The organism is Microbaculum marinum (assembly GCF_037855135.1).
In the GTDB taxonomy this organism is placed as follows: domain Bacteria; phylum Pseudomonadota; class Alphaproteobacteria; order Rhizobiales; family Tepidamorphaceae; genus Microbaculum; species Microbaculum marinum.
Window position 1 is genome coordinate 376,919 of record NZ_JAZHOF010000005.1, and the last position, 21,366, is coordinate 398,284.

Genomic DNA, 21,366 nt, shown 5'->3' on the forward strand with positions numbered 1-21,366 from the left:
GCGGGCATCATACGCAGGATTGATCGTAGTTGCGACCCGCCAGAAATCAAAGCGTGAACTGCAACGGCCGACTGAGGGGGCCGCTTCGTGCCAGCCGGTTCGTGCCAGCCGGTTCGCGCCCGGCCGGTTCGTGTTAGGCTGCGCCATCCAACCGACCGATCCGTCATGACCGCCAGCCCCGACAACGCCTCCGTCAACGCCGCGATTGCGAATGCCCCGGCCGATCCGCCCGGCCTCTACGTCGTCGCCACGCCGATCGGCAACCTCGCCGACATATCGCTGCGTGCGCTGCGAGTTCTGGCGCGGGCCGGCGTCGTCGCCTGCGAGGATACCCGCGTTACCCGCAAGCTTATGACGCGCTACGGACTGTCGACGCCGCTGTTGTCCTATCATGAACACAACGCCGAGGCGCGCCGCCCCGAACTGATCGGGAGGCTTGCCGAGGGCGAGATCGTCGCGCTGGTCAGCGATGCGGGGACGCCGATGGTTTCCGATCCGGGCTCGAGGCTGGTGATGGCGGCGATCGAGGAAGGCCATGCGGTCTTCTCGGTGCCGGGGGCATCGGCACTGCTGGCCGCCCTCGTCGTCGCCGGACTGCCGTGCGACCGGTTCTGGTTCGAGGGTTTCCTGCCGCCAAAGCAGGCGGCGCGCCGCGCCCGTATCGCGGAACTCGCCCGGATCGACGGACCGGTTGTGATCTACGAGGCGCCCCACCGGGTCACCGCCGCCCTGGCAGACCTTGCCGAGGGGCTCGGCGATCGCCCCGCCGTGCTGGCCCGCGAGCTCACCAAGCGCTTCGAGACCGTGTTGCGGGCGCCGCTGCCCGAACTCGCCGCCAGCCTCGCGGCGGGCGGCTCGCCGAAGGGCGAGATCGTGCTGGTGATCGGTCCCGGCGCCGGTGACGCAGATTTGCTTTCCGACGCAGAGATCGACGATCGGCTCGCCGACCTGGCCGCCGACATGGGTGTCAAGCGCGCCGCCGCGCAGCTTGCCGCCGAAACCGGTCTGCGCCGCAGCGACCTCTACCGGCGAGCGCTGGAGCTCGGCGACCGACGTGCGGCCGGGGACGACGGGGAATGAATCGCACACCCGCCGCGCGCCGCCGGGCGGAATCCGTCGGGCGGACAGCGGAAACGGCGACGGCGCTGCTCTATATGGCTTTCGGTTTCCGGCCGCTCGCGCGTCGTCTGCGCACACCCGTCGGCGAACTCGACCTGCTTGCCCGCCGCGGTTCCCTTCTGGTCGCCGTGGAGGTGAAGCTGCGCGAATCGACCGCGATCGCCTCGGAAACCATCACCCCGCGCAACCGGCGCAGGATTGTCGACGCAACGAGATGGTGGCTTGCGATGAACCCCGAACACGGCCAATACACGATCCGCTTCGATGCGGTGCTGTGGGCACCCTGGTCGTTGCCGCGGCGCGTCGTCGGCGCATTCGACGCTGAGGTTTGAGGAGACGGGAATGGGGCTCAAGGTCGCCGTGCAGATGGATCCGATCGAGACGATCTCGATCAAGGGCGATACGACGTTCGCGCTGATGCTGGAGGGGCAGGCGCGCGGCCACGAGCTTGCCTACTACACGCCCGACACCATGGCGATGCGCGGCGAACAGGTCTTCGCCAGGATCGCGCCCGTCGAGGTTCGCGACGTCCAGGGCGACCATTTCACGCTCGGCGGGTTCGGCCGCTGCGAACTCGCCGAGTTCGACGTGATCCTGATGCGCCAGAACCCGCCGTTCGACATGCATTACATCTCGGCGACGCACATGCTCGAGCACATCCATCCCCGGACGCTGGTGGTGAACGACCCCGTCCATGTGCGCAACGCGCCGGAAAAGCTGTTCGTGATGTCCTTTCCGGACCTGATGCCGCCGACGCTGATAACCCACGACCTCGCCGAGATCCAGGCGTTCCGCGAGGAGTTCGGCGACGTCGTGATGAAGCCGCTCTACGGCTACGGCGGCGGCGCGGTGTTCCGGATGGTCCGCAACGACATGAATTTCGGGTCGCTCTACGACATGTTCGCCACCACCTTCCGCGAGCCCTGGGTCATCCAGCGGTTCCTGCCCGAGGTGACGGAGGGCGACAAGCGCATCCTGCTGGTCGACGGCGAGTTTGCCGGTGCCGTCAACCGGGTTCCCGCCGAAAACGACCTGCGCTCCAACATGGTGCGCGGCGGCGCGGCGAAGGCGACGGAGCTGACGGCGCGCGAACGCGAGATCTGCGAGCGGCTGGGCCCGTCCCTGAAGGAGCGCGGCTTCGTGCTGGTGGGCATCGACGTGATCGCCGGCAACCTGACCGAGATCAACGTGACGTCGCCGACCGGCATTCGTGCCGTACAGGCTCTCGGCGGGCCGAACGCCGCAGCGATGGTCTGGGACAGCATCGAGGCGAATCGGGCCGAATTCGCTGACGTTTCCTGAAGGTACGGGCGCCAACGAGGTTGCGTCCTGACGTTGCGGAGGCTATCCAGTGTGCTCCGGAGCTGGGGCATAGGAGGCCACTGCGGCGTCGTTGTCGGCAACGGCGTGGCGCGGTGAGGCTAATTGTCGGACCCGCGCATGGCACGTCGACCGCCCGAGGTAGTCCAACCTGCCGATGACACGCCCCGCGTGGTGATTGTCGCGCAGTCCGCCCAGGCGCTTTCCGGTGTCGGCGCCGCTGCCGGACGATGGGAACGCCTGGTATCCCATGTCGTCGAATTCGTCCTGCCGGCGCATTCAGGCCGGCTGGTCGAGAGCGGCAAAGGACGCCTGGTCCTCGAGTTCGGCGCCGTGCGGCCGGCACTGGCGGCCGCGTTCGCCATCCAGGCGGCGGCGGCCGGAGATGGCGGCGACGGGGCCTCGGGCGGGCCGCTGCAGCTGAGCCTCGGTATCGAGTTCGACGACGCGATCGCCGAGGGCAACGGCCACAGGGCTAGGGGCATCGAGGTGGCGTCCGGGCTGACGTCGCTGGCCGGGCCCGGCGAGATCGTCGTCTCCGCCGAGGCGCGCAGCCAGCTGACCCAGTCCCTCGACGCAGAGGTCGAGGATCTCGGCGAGTGCCCCGTCGACCGGATCGAGGAACCAATCCGCGCCTACCGCGTCGGTCCGCCGACGGCCGTTGCCTCCGATCTCCTGACGCCGCCGGAAGCCGACGTCCGGCCGACCCTGGCGATCGTGCCCTTCGCCGACCGGACCAATCTCAGCGCCCATCACTTCTTCGGCGAGATATTCGCCGAGGAGCTTATCCGCACGATGTCGCATTCGCACGAGCTCAACGTCATCTCGCGCCTGTCGACGACGGCGCTGCGCGGACGCGACCTCAGTCTCGCGCAGATCAGCACCCACCTGCGTTCCAACTACGTCCTGTCGGGCACCTATCGCGTGCTCGATCTCTATTTCGGACTGGATCTCGAACTCGCCGAGACGCGGTCCGGCCAGGTCATCTGGTCCGACCAGCTGGAAGGCCGGGTGGACGAGGTGGTGAGCGGCCAGCGGGAACTGGTCCACCGCGTGATCGCCGGCATCAGCGAGGCGATCCAATCGCGCGAGGTCCGCCAGGCGCAGCTCCAGACGCTGCCGACCATGCAGAGCTACACGATGCTGCTCGGCGCAGTCGGCCTCATGCACCGCCTGTCAGCTCGCGATTTCGAGCAGGCCCGCCGGCTGCTTGAAGCCGTCCACGAGCGCGCACCAGGCAGGTCGGAACCGCTGGCCTGGCTCGGCAAATGGTATGTTCTGCGGGTTCAGCAAGGCTGGACGGACGATCCGAAACAGGACGCGCAACATGCGCTCCGCTGTACGACAAGAGCATTGGACAGCGATCCCAACAGCGCCCTCGCGCTGACCATCGACGGCATCGTTAACACGAACCTGCTCAAGCGTCTGGATCTGGCGCAAGACCGATACGAGCATGCAATCGAGATCAATAGAAGCGAGGCACTGGGATGGTTGCTGAAGGGCACGCTTCATGCATTCAGAGGCGAGGGGCCTCAAGCTGTTCTGGATACCCAGCGAGCGGGAATGCTTTCGCCGCTTGATCCGCACCGCTATTTCTACGATTCGCTGGCGGCCACCGCGTATCTATCAAACTATCAATATGATCTGGCGCTGGAACATGCGAATCGATCTCTGCGGGCCAATAGAACTCATACTTCGACCCTGCGCGCGGCGGCTGTTGCGCAATGGCGACTCGGCCGCAGGGAAGAAGCAGGAGCGACGATCCGCGAGCTTCTCACGCTTGAACCGACACTGACCGTTAGGGGGTGGCTTAGACGCTCACCCAGCGCTGACTATCCGATTGGGCAGGAATGGGCCGCGATTTTTCGCGAGATCGGAATACCGGACTGACCAAAACTGCACCGCATCCAAAGGGGGAGTATCGATGACTTCGTTGTCACCTGAACAGGCGGGACTGGCGCCGACAGCTGGCATAGCCGGAATCGCCGGCATTGCTGGGATTGCCGGCATAGCCGGGATCGGGGGAGAAGCCGCGATAGCCGCGTGTCTCATAAACAATCGCGATGGAATTGTCGGTCGCTGGACGCCGACGTCCTCGGGACCGATGCCCCTGCAGCTCGAAGATGCGACAAATCTCGATCGCTGGTCATCTCGGGTTCGAGCCGGGATCATCGATTACGAAATGTTTTCTCGGCTCGGCTTTTCGCAGAAGCAAGACACCGGTCGTTTCACCGTCTGGCACCTCAAGACGTCGGCGGCGTCAGGAAACCAGCCACCAATGACACGGTACAGTCGCCTGTTCAACATGTCCCGGCCAAGTCTGGCCGTGTTCGAGAATCAGCTCGAGTACCTCAACCAGTATGCGGCCCTCCGCTCCGACCGGGCCGAGGAAATATTGTTTCAAATCAACGGGGCCATGGATTTCTTCTTTCCGATCATCGGGGTCCATCCCGAGCGCGCGAAATGGACGGTCGAACTAATATCGGCGGCTCAGCGGATGGCGTTCATCACCGAGATGCGCTTCAAACAAGCCCTTGCCTGCCGACGTCCAGACGAGTACTCGCCCCAGGTCCAGCCAATGATCCAGACGCCCGCGCATGGGAGCCTGCCTAGCGGGCATGCGACCGAATGCTTTACGGTTGCGATGGTGCTGATCCGACTCATGAAAGCGGCAGCTGCCGGGTCCGGCGGTGGCGTCCTGGCGCAGATGCCGCTGCTCGGTCAGCAGATCATGCGGCAGGCCGCGCGTATCGCGATCAACCGGACCGTGGCGGGGGTCCATTTCCCCGTCGACAGCGTCGCCGGCGCGGTGTTGGGACTGACCCTGGGCAGCTATCTCGCAGACCGCTGCGAGGGCAAGCCGGGCTACCGGTCGTGGCGCTTCATCGGTCCCGCCTTCCCGGGGGATGCGGATTTCGACTGGCAGACGCTCTACGACGTCGAAAAGGACACCTTCAAGCCCGTCGACTACACCCATCAGCCGGACGACCGCCTGTTCGGTGGCGACACGCAGTCGCCGCTGCTGGCCGAATTCTGGAACAAGGCCCTGTCCGAATGGTCCTGAGCTGACCGACTTCGTTTCCGTCCCGCCGGCGTGAGGGAGAGCGGCAATGGCATCCGAATGGAAGCAGGCAGGCCTGGAGTTCGGGACCGATCCCTATTGCGACTGGAGCCTCGGGCCCGGTCGCGATTTCCTGCTAGGTCACGACGAGCCCGATCCGTGGTTCACGACGCTGTTGCGCCGCGGCACCGATCCCGACACCGGCGATGTCGTCACGACGGCCAGGCTGAAGAGTGCGTTCAACGCGGCGGGGTCGGGGACGCCGGGCAAGGATCCGGTCGCCTACATATCCGCCTATTTCGACCGGCTCAGAGGCAAGTCGCGGCTGCCGGCCTACATCACCGCGATCGTTTCGGCCAAGTTCTTCAAGCTGCTCGCCGAACGGCCGGACCTCCAGGGCCTCGTCCCGGCGGCGGTGCTCGGCCTGCCGGCCGGCTTCCGGACGCCGTTCCCGGCCCCGCGGTCGCCGTCGCCGACCGGGCCCTGCAAGGTGGTGGTCGGCGTCATCGACGACGGTCTCGCCATTGCCCACGAGCGGTTCCGCCACGCCGACGGCACGACCCGGATCGCCTATGCCTGGGCACAGGACGGCCCGGTTCCTGCGAGCGGTGCGCCGGCCGGGTTCGGCCGGGAATACGACAAGGCGGCGATCGATCAGCTGCTCCTGCAGTGCACGCACGGCGGGCTTGTCGACGAGGATGCCTTCTACAGGATCGCCGGGCTCGCCGATTTCGGCCAGGCGGGACACAAGGGGGTCGCCGGCCGCAGCTCCCACGGCACCCATGTCATGGACCTCGCCGCGGGATACGATCCCCGTGACGGCGAGGGCGCCGAGCGCGCGATCGTATGCGTGCAGTTGCCCTCCGCGATCACCGCCGACACCTCGGGGGCGCGCCTGGACCCGTACGTGCACCTGGCGATGAACTACATCCTCGATCGCGCCGACTGGATCGCCCGGCAGCAGGGAAGCGGGCCGCTGCCGGTGGTCATCAATTTCAGCTACGGGACGGTGGCCGGCCCGCACGACGGGACCTCGGAGCTGGAGGCCGCGATCGACGAGTTCGTGCAGATCCACACCGGCCGGCCGCAGCCCGTCTCCGTGGTGCTGCCGTCGGGCAATAGCCACCTGTCGCGCTGCCACGCGCAGCTCGCATACGACACGACATCAATGGTCGATGCCGAGGCTGCGACCAGCGACCTCGAATGGCGGGTGCTGCCCGACGACCGGACCTCCAGCTTCGTCGAGATCTGGCTGCCCTACGCGCCCCCGCCGGTCGGCGCCAGCCGCGTCGAACTGCAGATCGCGCCACCGGGGTCGCCGACCCACCCGACAAGCCCGTGGATCGGGGAGGAGCCAGGACAGGGGGTCGTCTGGGAGCGGGACGGCCAAGTCGTCTGCAAGGCCGTCTACACGTTCGATCCGGATCCCAATCCGACCGGACGCGGCCGCTTCGTCGTCGCCATCCGGCCGACCGTGTATCTCGGTGCGCCCAAGCGGCTGGCCCCGTCCGGCGTCTGGCGCATACGCATCCGAAACATCAGCCTGGGGTCCGGCGAGATCGTCCACGCCTGGGTCCAGCGGGACGATACGCCTCACGGCTATCCGACGCGCGGCCGCCAGGCCTTCTTCGATCACGCCTCCTACGAGCGGTTCGACACCGGCGGCTTCGAGCTCGAGACCGACAGTCCGGCATGCATCGTCAAGCGGGCGGGCCTGATCAATGCCATCGCCACGGGCGAGAAACCGGCGGTGATCGGTGGCTATCTGCGCAAGGAGGCCGTCGTCTCGAAATATTCGGCCGGCGGCCCCACCACTCCCGTCCGCGACGCGCCCGCGCCCTGGCGCACCGGGCCGGACGCCGTGGCGGTCGGTGACGATTCACTCGTCCATTGGGGAGTCCTTGCCGCCGGGACGCGCAGCGGATCGACCGTGGCGCTGACCGGCACCAGCGTCGCCGCGCCGCAGGTGACCAGATGGATCGCCGACCGCTTCGTGGCGGGCGACAGCGGCGACCGCACGGCCGTCGCAGGCAAGGCGACGCAGGACGAAGCCGGCAGGTCGACACCCGCCCCGCCCGTCGCCCGCGGCGGTGCCGGCCGGCTCGACCTGCCGCCCGGGCGGGCGCTGCCCAGGTTCTGGCCGTAGCCCGGCGGCATGCCGTGACGCGGCGCCGGAATTGACGCATGCTTGCGCCGGGATCTGGCGATCCCGGCAGCAGGACGCGACAGGGGCGCAATCGGACATGGGATCCTTTCTGGACTCGATAACCGTCGAGCAACTCGAGACCGACCCCTATCCGGTCTATGCGCGGCTCAGGCGCGAGGCGCCGGTGGCCTTCGTCCCGGCGGTCAATTCCTGGCTCGCCACCCGCTGGGACGACGTTGCGGCAATCGGCAAGGATCCGGACCTGTACTCCGCCGAGGACCCCAACGCGCCGGTGTGCGTGGCCTTCGGCATGCCGGCGATCATCCATGTCGACGGCGACGTGCACAAAGCCCTCCGCGACGGCATCGCGCCGCACTACCTGCCGCGCAAGGTTGCAGGCTACATCGACGCGCTTGTGCGTCCGGTCGCCGAGGACCTCGTCGCGAAGATCGGGTCGAACGGCTCCACCGACCTGATGGCGGAGTATTTCGAGCCGATCTCGGTGCTCAGCCTCGCCCGCTCGTTCGGCGTGATGGATGCCGACGTGCCGACGCTGCGCCGCTGGTTCCAGGGCCTCGCCCAGGGGGCGATCAATTTCGAGCGCGACCCCGATCGCGCCGCCGTCTGTGCCGCGACCCGGGCCGAGATCGAGGAGACCCTGGATCCGATCCTGACGCGGCTCGCGCGGGAAAGCGACGGGTCGCCGATCGCCCACATGATGCACCACGGGATGTCCGACGGCGAGGTGCGGGCACGCGAGTTCATCATGCCGTCGATCCTCGTGACGCTGCTCGGCGGCATGCAGGAGCCCGGCCACGGCGGCGGCTCGACGCTGATCGCGCTGCTCGACAATCCGGACCAGCTCGACGAGGTGCGTGCCGACATGGAACGGATGCTGCCCAAGGCGATCCAGGAGGGTATCCGCTGGATGGCGCCGATCGGCACGCAGATCCGCGTGCCGACACGCGACACCGAACTGGGCGGCGTGACCGTGCCGAAGGGGCAGACGATCGCCGCCGTTGTGGCTTCGGCCAGCCGCGACGAGGCGAGGTTCGCCGATCCCGACCGCTTCGACATCCATCGCGACGAAGGCGGACACGCCTCCTTCGGCTTCGGACCGCATTTCTGCGCCGGCAAGTGGTTTGCGAACGCGCAGATCGAGGTCGCGCTTCGGGTGCTCTTGGAGAACACCAGCGAGATCCACCTGGACGGATCGCAGCCGCCCGTCTTTCGCGGCTGGGAGTTTCGAGCCCCCACGTCGCTGCATGTCCGCCTGGCGTGACCCGGCGATCCGGACGCCGGTCCGCCGGGCGGATCGGGTGCCGCGACGTCGCGTTCTGACTGGACGCTGGGGCAAACCCGTGAGACTGTCCGGCCTGTTCAATTCTGGGGAGGCCAATCGATGGAACCGAACACCACCGCGTCGTCGCAATCCGCAATGGTCGACAGGACGCGTGCCGCCATTCACGAACACCGCACCTGGTTCCTGATCCAGGGCGTCATCATGATCATCCTGGGCGCCGCGGCGATCCTGCTGCCGTGGGTCGCCACGCTGGCCTCGGCGATCTTCGTCGGCTGGCTGTTCATCATCGGCGGCGTCGTCCGCCTCGTCGCGACGTTCAGTTCCCGTCGCGCCCCGGGCTTCTGGTGGTCGATCGTCATCGGCATCCTGGCGATCATCCTCGGCTTCGTCATCGTCGCGAATCCCTTGGAAGGCGTGCTGACGCTGACCTACGCGCTGATCATCCTGTTCTTCATCGAGGGGATCTTCCAGATCATCGCGGCGGTCGAGTTCCGCAAGGCGACGGCGTCGAGCTGGATCTGGCTGATCCTCTCCGGCGTCATCGACATCGTCCTCGCCGTGCTGATCTTCGCGGGCCTGCCGGGAACCGCCGCCTGGGCGATCGGCCTCTTGGTCGGCATCAACCTGCTGTTCGCCGGCATCGCGCTGACGATGACGGCGCTGGCCGCCAACAAGCTGCCCGGCTGAGCAGCGCGCGGCCGCGGGGAGGCTGCCGGATACGGGACGGTCATGTTCGACGCCCTCGTCGCCGGCGCCTCCGTCAGCCTGCTCAACATCGCGATCCACGCTGCCGCGATGTCCGCACTGGTGCGGGCCCTGGCAAGCAGGATCGTCACCGCGTTCCACCGCAGCGCCATGGTGCGCCTGGTCGTCATCATGGTCACCTCGGTGGCCGTGCTGATGGCCGCCCACATCCTCGAGGTGTGGGTGTGGAGCCAGCTCTATCGGCTGCTCGGCGTGGCGCCGGCGACCGCCGACCAGTTCGCCTTCGCCTTCGTGAACTACACGACGCTGGGATACGGCAACGTCCTGCCGGAACCGCAGTGGGAGGTGATCGGCCCGATGACGGCGATGAACGGCGTCCTGCTGTTCGGCTGGTCCACGGCCGTCCTGTTTCAGGTGCTGTCGGTCAGCTACAAGGAACTGGACCGGCAGATCCAGCGCGTCGATCCGGATCGGGCCACCTGATACCGCTCCCGGTGCCGCGCCGGGAACCTTGGCCAATGTTCCCAATTTGTTCTTGATTGCACCCCGGCCTTGGCCTAAACTTGACGTTGCGTCAGAGCTCGCAAGGCCTCGAGGGGCAGGAGGGGGACGGCATGGTCGCTCGCGTCACCACGGTTGCATTCGTCGGCATCGAGGCGCGCCGGGTCGACGTGCAGGTGCAGATCGCACCGGGACTGCCGAACTTCTTCATCGTCGGGCTGCCCGACAAGGCCGTCGCCGAGAGCCGCGAACGGGTCCGCGCCGCGCTGACGGCGGTCGGATTGTCGCTGCCGCCCAAGCGCATCACCGTCAATCTCGCCCCTGCCGACCTGCCGAAGGAGGGCAGCCACTACGATCTGCCGATCGCGGTCGGCCTGATGGCGGTGATCGGCGCGCTTCCCGCCGATGCGCTGGCCGGCTGGAGCGTCCTCGGCGAACTGGCGCTCGACGGGCGCATTACGCCGGTAAACGGGGTGCTGCCCGCCGCGATCGGCGCCAACTCGATGGACCTCGGACTGATCTGTCCCGCCGAGTGCGGCCCGGAGGCGGCATGGGCGAGCCCCGCCATGGAGCTGCTGGCGCCGGCCGACCTGATCCAGATCGCCAACCATTTCAAGGGCACGCAGGTGCTGTCGCGGCCGAAGCCGGCCGTGCGCCAGGTCGAAGGGATCAGGCTGGACCTCGCCGAGATCCGCGGACAGGAGACGGCCAAGCGGGCGCTGGAGATCGCCGCGGCGGGCAGCCACAATCTCCTGCTCATCGGGCCGCCCGGCGCCGGCAAGTCGATGCTGGCGCAGCGTCTGTCCGGCATCCTGCCCAGGCTGAGCCCGGCCGAGCTTCTGGAGATCTCGATGATCCAGTCGATCGCCGGCGTGCTGAGCGGCGGCCGGCTGTCGGCCGAACGGCCGTTCCGCGCGCCGCATCATTCCGCCTCGATGGCGGCCATGGTCGGCGGCGGACCGCGCGCCCGTCCGGGCGAGGTGTCGCTGGCCCACAACGGCGTGCTGTTTCTCGACGAACTGCCGGAGTTCACGCCGCAGGTCCTGGATTCGCTGCGCCAGCCGCTTGAATCCGGGGAGACGGTGATCGCCCGGGCGATGCACCGGGTCACCTATCCTTCCCGGTTCCAGCTGATAGCGGCCATGAACCCCTGCCGATGCGGCATGGCCGGCGAGCCGGGCCACTCCTGCCGCCGCGGACCCCGCTGCGCGGCCGACTACCAGGCCCGCATCTCCGGCCCGCTGCTCGACCGTATCGATATCCGCCTCGAGGTGCCGGCCGTCACGGCGGCCGACCTCATCCTGCCGCCGCCGGCCGAAGGCAGCGCCGAGGTTGCAGAAAGGGTCGCGGCGGCGCGCCAGGTGCAGACCGAACGCTATGCAGCGCTCGGGCTCGACGGCGTACGCTGCAACGCGGAGTGCCCGGCGAGCCGGCTCGAGGAGGTGGCGCGGCCGGACGCCTCTGGCATGGCGCTGCTGCGCGACGCCTCCGATACCCTCGGCCTGTCGGCCCGCGGCTTTCACCGGGTGCTTCGGGTCGCCCGCACGCTCGCCGATCTCGACGGCGCCGATGCCGTCGGCCGGATCCATATCGGCGAGGCGGTCAGCATGCGGGCGGCGGGATCGGGGCTGCTGGCGGCAGCCTGACTGATTCGCCGCCGGCACCGGGCAGGCCTCGTGGCACGTCACGGGGGCTCCCGCCGTTGCGGCCGCCTCGACGGCACACACTATTCTCAGTCCCTGCGGCCACGGCGCACCGGCGAAGCGATGAGCTGTGCTGTCCGGAACGCCGGCAAACGTGCGGGATCCGAGGCCAATCCGGCCCCTCCGGCGAATTCAGGATTTCGGCCCGCACGACAAACCGGTTGCGGGGGCCGCTACGTTCGCAATTGTCACAGAACTGTCTGCGAACTATGATTCTAAGGTCGCGGGCGGGTAGGCTGACGGTCCAGGCGCGGACACCGTCGGCCGAGCGACCGGCCGCGAGGGGGAGACGAGCCGTCTATCAGCCATGATGCGGCAAAAGAACCAGATGCGACTGACCGATCGATTCCGGCCGACGCGACTCGTGCGGCGGTTCGTTCCGCTTGGACCGTTCTCGGGCATTGCGGGGCCGGACGGGGGGCTTTCCCCGCTTCCTGCCAGCAGGCCGCCGCTGCCCGATCCGCTGAAGCGCATCGGCTCGCTGGAGGTGCGGCTCGCCCGCAATGCGCGCGAGGTCCGGCTGGCCCAGGCGCTGCGCTACCGGGTCTTCTACCGCGAAATGTCGGCCCAGGCGGGCGCCACCGGAAAGCTGTGGCGCCGCGATATCGACGGCTTCGACGCGATCTGCGACCACCTCCTGGTGATCGATCACGACCCCGATCCGACCATCTTCCGCCGGCTTGGACGTCGTCTCACCAAGCCCGCCGTGGTCGGCACCTATCGGCTGCTTCGCCAGGATGTCGCCGAGCAGTTCGGCGGCTTCTACACCGCCGGCGAGTACGAGGTGAACGAACTCGTCGAGCGGCACCGGCCGAAGCGGTTTCTCGAACTCGGCCGCTCCTGCGTCCTCAAGGAGTATCGCAACAAGCGCACCGTCGAGCTGCTGTGGTCCGGCAACTGGCAGTACGTCCAGCACCACGAGATCGACGTGATGATCGGTTGCGCCAGCCTGGAAGGCACCGAGCCGAGCAAGCTGGCGCTGCCGCTTTCGTTCCTGCACCATCATGCGGCCGCGCCCGAGGAATGGCGCGTCCGCGCGCTGCCGTCGCGCTACGTGCCGATGGATCGCATGGCCCCCGACCAGATCGACATGCGCTCGGCGCTCGGAATGCTGCCGCCGCTGATCAAGGGCTATCTCCGGCTCGGCGCCCATATCGGCGAGGGTGCCGTGGTCGACCACCAGTTCGGCACCACCGACGTCTGCATCGTGCTGCCGGTCTCCTCGATCAACCCGCGCTACTACGGCCATTTCGGCGCGCCGCGCGAACGGCTGTCCTAGGCAAGCACCTCCCGGGGGCCGTGTCCCGGGCCCGGGCCGCAGACTTGCCCGGCCCTCGGATTGAGCCTCGGGCGTTCGACGCTCGAATTGCGCTGCGTTTCGCCGGCGCTGGCGGGCCGACCGGCGTTCTCACCCGTTGATGTTGTAGGCGGCAACGGAGGCCATGTTGACGAGGTCGGTATCGGTGGCGCCGAGGCCGACGATCTGGACCGGCTTGTCGAGGCCGACCAGCAGCGGGCCGATCACGGTCGAGCCGCCGAGCTCCTGCAGCATCTTGGTGCTGATCGAGGCCGAATGAATGGCCGGCATGACCAGCACGTTCGCCGGGCCCGACAGCCGGCAGAACGGATAGGCCGCCATCGCCTCGCGGTTGAGCGCGACGTCGGCGGACATCTCCCCGTCGTATTCGAAGTCGACATGCTTCTTGTCGAGGATCTTGACCGCCTCGCGCACGCGCTCCGAACGTTCCGAGGGAGGATGGCCGAAGGTGGAATAGGCGAGCAGGGCGACCCTGGGCTCGTAGCCGAGCCGGCGGGCAACGCCGGCAGCCTCCTCGGCAATTGCCGCCAGCTCCACCGCGGTCGGCATCTCGTGGATGGCGGTGTCCGCCATCAGCACGGTGCGTCCGCGCGCCAGCGCGATCGAGGCGCCGATCACCCGGTGGCCGGGCTTGGGATCGATGACCCGACGCACCTCCTCCAGCGCGATCGAATAGTTCCGCGTGACCCCGGTCACCATCGCGTCGGCGTCGCCGGTTGCCACCATGCAGGCGCCGAAGGTGTTGCGGTCGGTATTGACCATGCGCTGGCAGTCGCGGAACAGGTAGCCCTGCCGCTGCAGGCGGGAATACAGGTAGTCCGCGTAGTCGGAATTGCGCCGTGACAGCCGCGCGTTGACGATCTCGATGTCGTCGCGCAGCTCGAGGCCGAGTTGGCTGATCGTCTCGCGGACCTGCTCCTCGCGGCCGACCAGCACCGGCATGCCGAGGCCGCCGTTGGCGAAGGCGAACGCGGCGCGGATAACCTGCTCCTCCTCGCCTTCGGCGAACACCACGCGCTTCGGCGAGCGGCGGATCTTCGAATGAATGCGCTGCAGGGTGCCGGCGATCGGATCGCGCCGCGCCGAAAGCTCCTGCTTGTATCCGTCCATGTCGACGATCGGCTTGCGTGCGACGCCCGACTCCATCGCCGCGGCGGCGACGGCGGACGGGATGGCGCTGATCAGGCGGGGATCGAAAGGGACCGGGATGATGTAGTCGGACCCGTACCTGGGCCGGCTGCCGCGATAGGCGGCCGCCACCTGGTCGGGCACGTCCTCGCGGGCGAGGTCGGCGAGCGCCTGCGCAGCCGCGATCTTCATGTCTTCGTTGATCGTCGTCGCCCGGACGTCGAGGGCGCCGCGGAAGATGTACGGGAAGCCGAGCACGTTGTTGATCTGGTTGGGATAGTCCGAACGCCCGGTGGCGACGATCGCGTCCTCGCGGATCTCGGCGACTTCCTCCGGAGTGATCTCCGGGTCGGGATTGGCCATGGCGAAGATGATCGGCTGGTCTGCCATAGAGGCGATCATCTCCGGCGTGAACGCGCCCTTTGCCGACAGCCCGAACACGACGTCGGCGCCGCGCATCGCGTCGGCCAGGCTGCGCGCGTCCGTCTCGGCGGCGTGGGCGGATTTCCACTGGTTCATGCCGTCCTCGCGGCCCTTGTAGATCGCCCCCTTGGTGTCGCAGAGGATGACGTTGTCGTGGGGAAAGCCCATCGCCTTGATCAGCTCGACGCAGGCGATGCCCGCGGAACCGGCGCCGTTGCACACGAGCTTCGTGCTCTTGATGTCGCGGCCGGTGATGTCGAGCGCGTTGATCAGGCCTGCCAGCGCGATGATCGCGGTGCCGTGCTGGTCGTCGTGGAAGACGGGAATGTCCATCAGCTCGCGCAGGCGCTGCTCGATGATGAAGCAGTCGGGCGCGCGGATGTCCTCCAGATTGATGCCGCCGAACGACGGCGCCAGCGGCTTCACGCAATTGATGAATTCGTCGACGTCGAGCGTATCGACCTCGAGGTCGATCGCATCGACGTCGGCGAAGCGCTTGAACAGGACGGCCTTGCCCTCCATCACCGGCTTGGAGGCGAGCGCGCCGAGATTGCCGAGCCCCAGGATCGCCGTGCCGTTCGAGATCACCGCAACGAGATTGCCGCGGGCGGTGTAGTCGAACGCGCGGCTTGGGTCCTCGGCGATGGCGCGCACCGGCACCGCCACGCCCGGCGAATAGGCCAGCGACAGGTCGCGCTGGGTCGCCATCGGCTTGGTCGGCGTGATCTCCAGCTTGCCCGGCCGGCCCTGCTGGTGAAACTGCAGGGCTTCCTGATCGGTAAAGGTGGGACGGCGGCCCGGGTTCTTGGAATCGGATGCCATCTGCAAAGCGTCTCCCCAGTTGTCGCGCCGCCTTTTGACGGGTCGTCCCCGGCGGGCTTCGGACCTTACAGAGCGCCTTGGACGCGCTCAAGGCAATCAACGGGGTAAACTGTTCTGCTCCGGACGCCGTGTCCCCGCCACGGGCCGCGTCTCCTGTCCGGGCAGGGAAGCGGCACGGATCCTTGGGGATAAGCGCGGCAGCGGTGAAACCTGCGCGACGTTCTGCTAGGGTCCGGCAATGACCGCCCGAGCCGCCGAAATCACAGCGACCGCCGACAGTCACGTGGCCGAATCGGATCCGCGCGTGACCCCGATGATGCGGCAGTTCCTGGAGATCAAGACGGCCAATCCGGACTGCCTGCTGTTCTACCGGATGGGTGATTTCTACGAACTGTTCTTCGAGGACGCCGAGACCGCCAGCCGGGCGCTTGGGATAACCCTGACGACGCGCGGCAAGCATCTCGGCGACGACATCCCGATGTGCGGCGTCCCCGTCCACGCCGCCGACGACTACCTGCAGAGGCTGATCGCGCTCGGCCACCGGGTCGCCGTGTGCGAGCAGCTCGAGGACCCCGCCGAGGCGCGCAAGCGCGGCTCCAAGTCGGTGGTGCGGCGCGACGTCGTCAGGCTGGTGACACCCGGCACGCTGACCGAAGACAACCTGCTCGACTCCCGGCGCAATAACTTCCTGGCCGCGCTGGCCCGCACGAAGGCGGCCGGCGACGACGGGTTCGCGCTCGCTTGGGCCGACATCTCGACCGGCGAATTCGGAGTCGCCGAGGCCGCCCGCCTCGAGCTGCCCGCGCTGATCGCCCGCGTCGAGCCGGGCGAGCTGCTCGTTTCCGATGCTCTCTACGACGATCCCGCACTGCGCAACCTTCTCCGCGAGACGCGCGCGGCCGTGACGCCGCTGCCGCCGGCGGTGTTCGATTCGACCTCCGCGGAGCGTCGGCTGCGCGACTACTTCTCGGTCGCCACCCTCGACGGGTTCGGACCGCTCACCCGCGCCGAGACGGCGGCGGCGGGTGCGGTGGTTTCCTATGTCGACCGCACGCAGGTCGGCGGCCGGCCGCCGCTGAGCCCGCCGATCCGGGAGACGCGCGGCGCGGTGATGGCGATCGACCCGGCGACGCGAGCCAACCTGGAGCTGGTAACGACCCTGTCTGGAGACAGGCGCGGCAGCCTCGCGGCGGCGGTCGACCGGACGGTGACGGCCGCCGGCGGGCGCGAACTGACCCGCAGGCTCGCCTCGCCGCTGACCGACCACGCGCGGATCGCCGCGCGGCACGAGGCGGTCGCCTGGCTCGTCGACAACGCGGCCCTGCGCAGGACGGTGCGCGAGGTGCTGCGATCGGCGCCGGACATGGCCCGCTCGCGCGCCCGCATCGCTGTGGGGCGTGGCGGACCGCGGGATCTCGCCGCGATTCGCGACGGCATCGCGGCGGCTCACGCGCTGGCCGGCCATCTCGGCGAGGTGCCGGACGCGGAGGGGCCGGACCGGCTCGCCGACATCGCCGGCCGTCTGCGGGCCCCGCAACGGGCGGTCCACGCGGAGCTCGCCGCCGCGCTCGTCGATGCGCCGCCGCACCTGCGTCGCGACGGCGGCTTCGTGAAGGCGGGTTTCGCCGCCGAACTCGACCAGGCCCGCGATCTGCGCGACGAGAGCCGCAAGATCGTTGCCGGCCTGCAGGCGAAGTACCAGGACGACACGGGCGTCAGGTCGCTGAAGATCCGCCACAACAACGTGCTCGGCTATTTCGTCGAGGTCACCGCCCAGCATGCCGGCAAGCTGACCGCCGAACCGAACTCGCAGACGTTCTTCCACCGCCAGACGCTGGCCAGCCAGATGCGGTTCTCCACGGGGGAACTGGCCGACCTGGAAGGGCGGATCGCGACCGCCGCCGAGCGGGCGCTGGCCCTGGAGATGGAGATCTTCGACGCGCTCGTCGCCAGGGTCGTCGCCGACGGCGAGGCGCTGGATGCCGCCTCCGCCGCGCTCGGCGAACTGGACGTGCATGCCGGCTTCGCCGAACTCGCCGTGTCGCGGGACTACGTGCGCCCGGTGATGAGCGACGACCTCGCCTTCGACATCCACGGCGGCCGGCACGCCGTCGTCGAGCAGGCGCTTGCCGGCGCGGGCGACGGGCCCTTCGTGGCCAATGACTGCGACCTGTCGCCGCCGCAGCCGGGCGACGGCAGCGAGGCGGACGGTGGCCGGATCCTGCTCGTGACGGGGCCGAACATGGCCGGCAAGTCGACCTTCCTGCGCCAGAACGCACTGATCGCGGTGCTGGCCCAGGCCGGCTCCTTCGTGCCGGCCGAGAGCGCCCGCATCGGCATCGTTGACAGGCTGTTCTCGCGGGTCGGCGCCGCCGACGACCTCGCCCGCGGCCGCTCGACCTTCATGGTCGAGATGGTCGAGACGGCGGCGATCCTGAACCAGGCGGGGCCGCGCTCGCTGGTCATCCTCGACGAGATCGGCCGCGGCACCGCGACCTTCGACGGCCTGTCGATCGCCTGGGCGACGATCGAGCACCTGCACGATGTCAATCGCTGTCGGTCGTTGTTCGCCACACATTTTCACGAACTTACCGCCCTGTCGGAAACCCAGGCGCGGCTGTCCAACGCCACCGTCCGGGTGAAGGAATGGAAGGGCGACGTCGTCTTCCTGCACGAGGTCGTGCCGGGCGCGGCGGATCGCTCCTACGGCGTCCAGGTCGCCAAGCTCGCCGGGCTGCCCGCAGCCGTCGTGTCGCGGGCGCGCGAGGTACTGCATAAACTGGAGGAAACCGACCGCAACGCCGGCGCCGCCGGCATCGTCGACGACCTGCCGCTGTTTGCCAGTCACGTCCGCCGGGCCGCCGCTCCGGCGGCCGCAGCGGGTTCGCCGTCCGTCCTGGCCGAGCGGCTCGCCGCCGTGACCCCGGATGACCTGACGCCCCTGCAGGCGCTGGAACTGCTATATGAACTGAAGGCCCTCGCCGCGAATCAGGCCGCCGATCCTGCCGGCGGCCGGGAACAGAGATGAACCGTCCGCACCGACAGCTCTCCGAAATCGTCGAAGCCGGAACGCTCGCCGCCGAGCTGAGCGACCTCCACGACAGGCATGGGACCGGTGGCGACGGCCGCGCCGCCATGCTCGCGCATCTCAAGACGGTGCGCACCGATGCCCTGAAGACCATCGAGGGGTGGCTGTCCGAAGACGGACGCGGCCTGGCGTGCGCGCGCCGTATCGCCGCGCTGCAGGACGCGATCATCCAGGCCGTGTTCATCTTCACGACGACCAGCCTCTACCCAATCGTCAACCAGACGTCCTCCGAACGGCTGTCGGTGATCGCTACAGGCGGATACGGCCGCGGCACCATGGCGCCGGGCTCCGATGTCGATCTGCTGTTCGTGCTGCCCTACAAGAAGACGGCCTGGAGCGAGAGTGTAATCGAGCAGATCCTCTATACGCTCTGGGACATGGAGCTGAAGGTCGGCCATGCCGTGCGATCGGTGGACGACTGCGTGCGGCTTTCGAAATCCGACATGACGATCCGCACCTCGGTTCTCGACGCGCGCTGGATTTGCGGCGACCGCCCGCTCTTCGACGAATTGGCCGCGCGATTTGATTCCGACGTCGTCGCCGGCACCGGCCCCGAGTTTATCGAGGCGAAGCTCGCCGAGCGCGACGCCCGCCACAAGCGCTCGGGCGAGTCGCGGTATCTGGTCGAGCCGAACGTCAAGGACGGCAAGGGCGGTCTGCGCGACCTGCATACGTTGTTCTGGATCGGCAAATATTTCTATCATGCAGGTTCCGGCGAGGATCTGGTCGCCGCCGGCGTCTTCGACAGGTCCGAGGCGCGCCTCTTCCACAAGTGCGAGGACTACCTGTGGGCGGTGCGCTGCCACCTGCACTTCCTGACCGGCCGCGCCGAGGAACGCCTCACATTCGACCTGCAGCGCGACATGGCGCGGCGTCTCAACTACCTGCCGCATCCGGGCATCCGCGATGTCGAGCGCTTCATGAAGCACTACTTCCTCGTCGCCAAGGACGTCGGCGACCTCACCCGCATCTTCTGCAACGCGCTGGAGGTCCAGCACGCCAAGCAGACGCAGGTGCTGTCCCGGTTCATGCAGCGATTCCGCCGCCGCCGCCCCGGCCTGCTGTCCGAGAGCGACGATTTCGTCATCGAGGCCGACCGGGTCAACGTCGCCGACGACCTCGCCTTCAAGCGCGATCCGGTCAACCTGATCCGGCTGTTCCACCTGGCCGACAAGTACAACCTGCCGTTCCATCCGGACGCGCTGAAACTTGCCCGCCGCTCCCTCAAGCTGATCGACGGGCGGCTGCGGGAGAACCGGGAGGCCAACGATCTCTTCATGAAGATCCTGACCTCCAAGAACGACCCGGAGGTGGTGCTGAGGGGCATGAACGAGGCCGGCGTGCTCGGCCGCTTCATTCCCGACTTCGGCAAGGTCGTCGCGCTGGTGCAGTTCAACATGTACCACCACTACACCGTCGACGAGCACCTGCTGCGGGCGATCGGCCTGCTGGCCGACATCGAACACGGCCGCCTTGGCGACGACCACCCGCTGGCCGACGAGATCATCCATACGATCCAGAACCGCGACGTGCTCTATCTGGCGCTTTTCCTGCACGACATCGCCAAGGGCCGGCCCGAGGATCACTCCATCGCCGGTGCCCGGGTGGCCCGCCGGCTTGCCCCGCGGCTGGGCTTTTCACCGGCGGATACCGAGACCGTCGCCTGGCTCATCGAGCATCATCTCGACATGAGCATGATCGCCCAGTCGCGCGATCTCGCCGACCGCAAGACCATCGAGGACTTCGCCGCCACTGTGCAGAGCCTGGAGCGGCTGAAACTGCTGCTGATCCTGACCGTCGCCGACATCCGCGCCGTCGGGCCGGGTGTCTGGAACGGCTGGAAGGGCCAGCTGTTGCGCACGCTCTACTTCGAGACCGAGCCGATCCTGGCCGGCGGACACAGCCAGGCGCAGCGCAAGTTGCGCATCGAGGCGGCGCGCAAGGATCTCCGCGAGGAGCTGTCGGACTGGTCGCAGGCGGAGTTCGACGCGTACTGCGAGCGTCACTATCCCGCCTACTGGGTGCGTACCGATCTTCGCCGCCAGATCGAGCATGCCCGGTTCCTGCGGGAACTGAGCGGAGGAAACCGCAAGCTGGCGACCAAGATCAGCACGGACGAATTCCGAGACATCACCGAAATCACGGTCTTCGCCCCCGACCATCCGCGGCTCCTGTCGATCATTGCCGGCGCCTGCGCGGCGGCCGGGGCGAACATCGTCGACGCGCAGATCTTCACAACCAGCGACGGATCGGCCCTGGACACGATCTTCGTGTCGCGCGAACTGCCCCAGGACGAGGACGAACGGCGCCGGGCGGCGCGCATCGGTCACCTGATCGAAGAAGCGCTGAAAGGCCAGATCCGGATCGGCGACCTGGTCGGCCAGCGCGCCACCAGGGGGCGCCGGATCCGCGCCTTCTCGGTCGAGCCGGATGTCCTCGTCAACAACACCTGGTCGAACCGCTATACGGTAATAGAGGTCTCCGGCCTCGACCGGACCGGCCTGCTGCACGAGCTGACGGGGGTGCTCGCCCGCCTCAATCTCAACATTGCCTCGGCGCATATCGCGACCTTCGGCGAGCGCGCCGTGGACGTGTTCTACGTGACGGACCTGACCGGACAGAAGATCACCAACGCCAACCGGCAGGCGGCGATCCGCCGGCACCTGCTGCAGGTCTTCACGCCGCAGCAGAAGGAGGCGGCGGCGTGACGACGGCACATCGGTGACGCA

General features: G+C 68.1%; 14 protein-coding genes. 13 read left to right on the forward strand and 1 reads right to left on the reverse strand.

The genetic code is table 11. From position 1 onward, the window contains the following. Positions 1-165 precede the first annotated feature (165 nt). From rsmI to olsB, 11 genes are all read left to right on the forward strand, one after another. Positions 166-1,080 carry a 16S rRNA (cytidine(1402)-2'-O)-methyltransferase gene (rsmI, locus tag V3328_RS14505; RefSeq protein ID WP_340330389.1) on the forward strand — a complete coding sequence of 305 codons (915 nt, stop codon included), beginning with the start codon at positions 166-168 and terminating at the stop codon, positions 1,078-1,080. Next, positions 1,077-1,451 (forward strand): YraN family protein, encoded by a 375-nt coding sequence (locus V3328_RS14510; RefSeq protein WP_340330390.1) that lies wholly within the window; start codon positions 1,077-1,079, stop codon positions 1,449-1,451. Before rsmI ends, V3328_RS14510 begins: the two co-directional genes overlap by 4 nt. 10 nt (positions 1,452-1,461) lie before the next feature. Continuing rightward, positions 1,462-2,421: a glutathione synthase gene (gene gshB, locus V3328_RS14515; protein WP_340330391.1), complete on the forward strand. Its 960-nt coding sequence runs from the start codon at positions 1,462-1,464 to the stop codon at positions 2,419-2,421. Between the two features lie 138 nt (positions 2,422-2,559). Next, positions 2,560-4,329, forward strand: a complete 1,770-nt coding sequence (locus V3328_RS14520; RefSeq protein ID WP_340330392.1) for a hypothetical protein — start codon at positions 2,560-2,562, stop codon at positions 4,327-4,329. Between the two features lie 34 nt (positions 4,330-4,363). Then, a complete protein-coding gene (locus V3328_RS14525; RefSeq protein ID WP_340330393.1) occupies positions 4,364-5,503 on the forward strand; it encodes a phosphatase PAP2 family protein in 1,140 nt (379 codons plus the stop codon). A 46-nt stretch (positions 5,504-5,549) separates the two neighbouring features. Beyond that, a complete protein-coding gene (locus tag V3328_RS14530) occupies positions 5,550-7,646 on the forward strand; it encodes a S8 family serine peptidase (RefSeq protein ID WP_340330394.1) in 2,097 nt (698 codons plus the stop codon). Between the two features lie 97 nt (positions 7,647-7,743). Next, positions 7,744-8,928 (forward strand): cytochrome P450, encoded by a 1,185-nt coding sequence (locus tag V3328_RS14535; RefSeq protein WP_340330395.1) that lies wholly within the window; start codon positions 7,744-7,746, stop codon positions 8,926-8,928. A gap of 120 nt (positions 8,929-9,048) precedes the next feature. Next, positions 9,049-9,636, forward strand: coding sequence for an HdeD family acid-resistance protein (locus tag V3328_RS14540; RefSeq protein ID WP_340330396.1), 588 nt, complete (start codon positions 9,049-9,051; stop codon positions 9,634-9,636). Positions 9,637-9,678: 42 nt separating this feature from the next. Then, entirely contained in the window at positions 9,679-10,137 is a 459-nt protein-coding gene (locus V3328_RS14545) for an ion channel (protein ID WP_340330397.1), read from the forward strand. 131 nt (positions 10,138-10,268) lie between these two features. Further along, positions 10,269-11,801 (forward strand): YifB family Mg chelatase-like AAA ATPase, encoded by a 1,533-nt coding sequence (locus tag V3328_RS14550; protein WP_340330398.1) that lies wholly within the window; start codon positions 10,269-10,271, stop codon positions 11,799-11,801. A gap of 385 nt (positions 11,802-12,186) precedes the next feature. Continuing rightward, the gene (gene olsB, locus V3328_RS14555) at positions 12,187-13,137 is read left to right on the forward strand and encodes a l-ornithine N(alpha)-acyltransferase (RefSeq protein ID WP_340330399.1); all 951 of its coding nucleotides are present in this window, start codon (positions 12,187-12,189) and stop codon (positions 13,135-13,137) included. A gap of 129 nt (positions 13,138-13,266) precedes the next feature. Here olsB and V3328_RS14560 read toward each other — a convergent pair whose 3' ends face one another. Then, positions 13,267-15,549 (reverse strand): NADP-dependent malic enzyme, encoded by a 2,283-nt coding sequence (locus tag V3328_RS14560; RefSeq protein WP_340330400.1) that lies wholly within the window; start codon positions 15,547-15,549, stop codon positions 13,267-13,269. Positions 15,550-15,787: 238 nt separating this feature from the next. Between V3328_RS14560 and mutS the strand changes: the two genes are divergently transcribed. Beyond that, positions 15,788-18,577 carry a DNA mismatch repair protein MutS gene (mutS, locus tag V3328_RS14565; protein WP_422732924.1) on the forward strand — a complete coding sequence of 930 codons (2,790 nt, stop codon included), beginning with the start codon at positions 15,788-15,790 and terminating at the stop codon, positions 18,575-18,577. Then, positions 18,574-21,345 carry a [protein-PII] uridylyltransferase gene (locus tag V3328_RS14570; protein ID WP_340330401.1) on the forward strand — a complete coding sequence of 924 codons (2,772 nt, stop codon included), beginning with the start codon at positions 18,574-18,576 and terminating at the stop codon, positions 21,343-21,345. Before mutS ends, V3328_RS14570 begins: the two co-directional genes overlap by 4 nt. Positions 21,346-21,366: the final 21 nt, after the last annotated feature.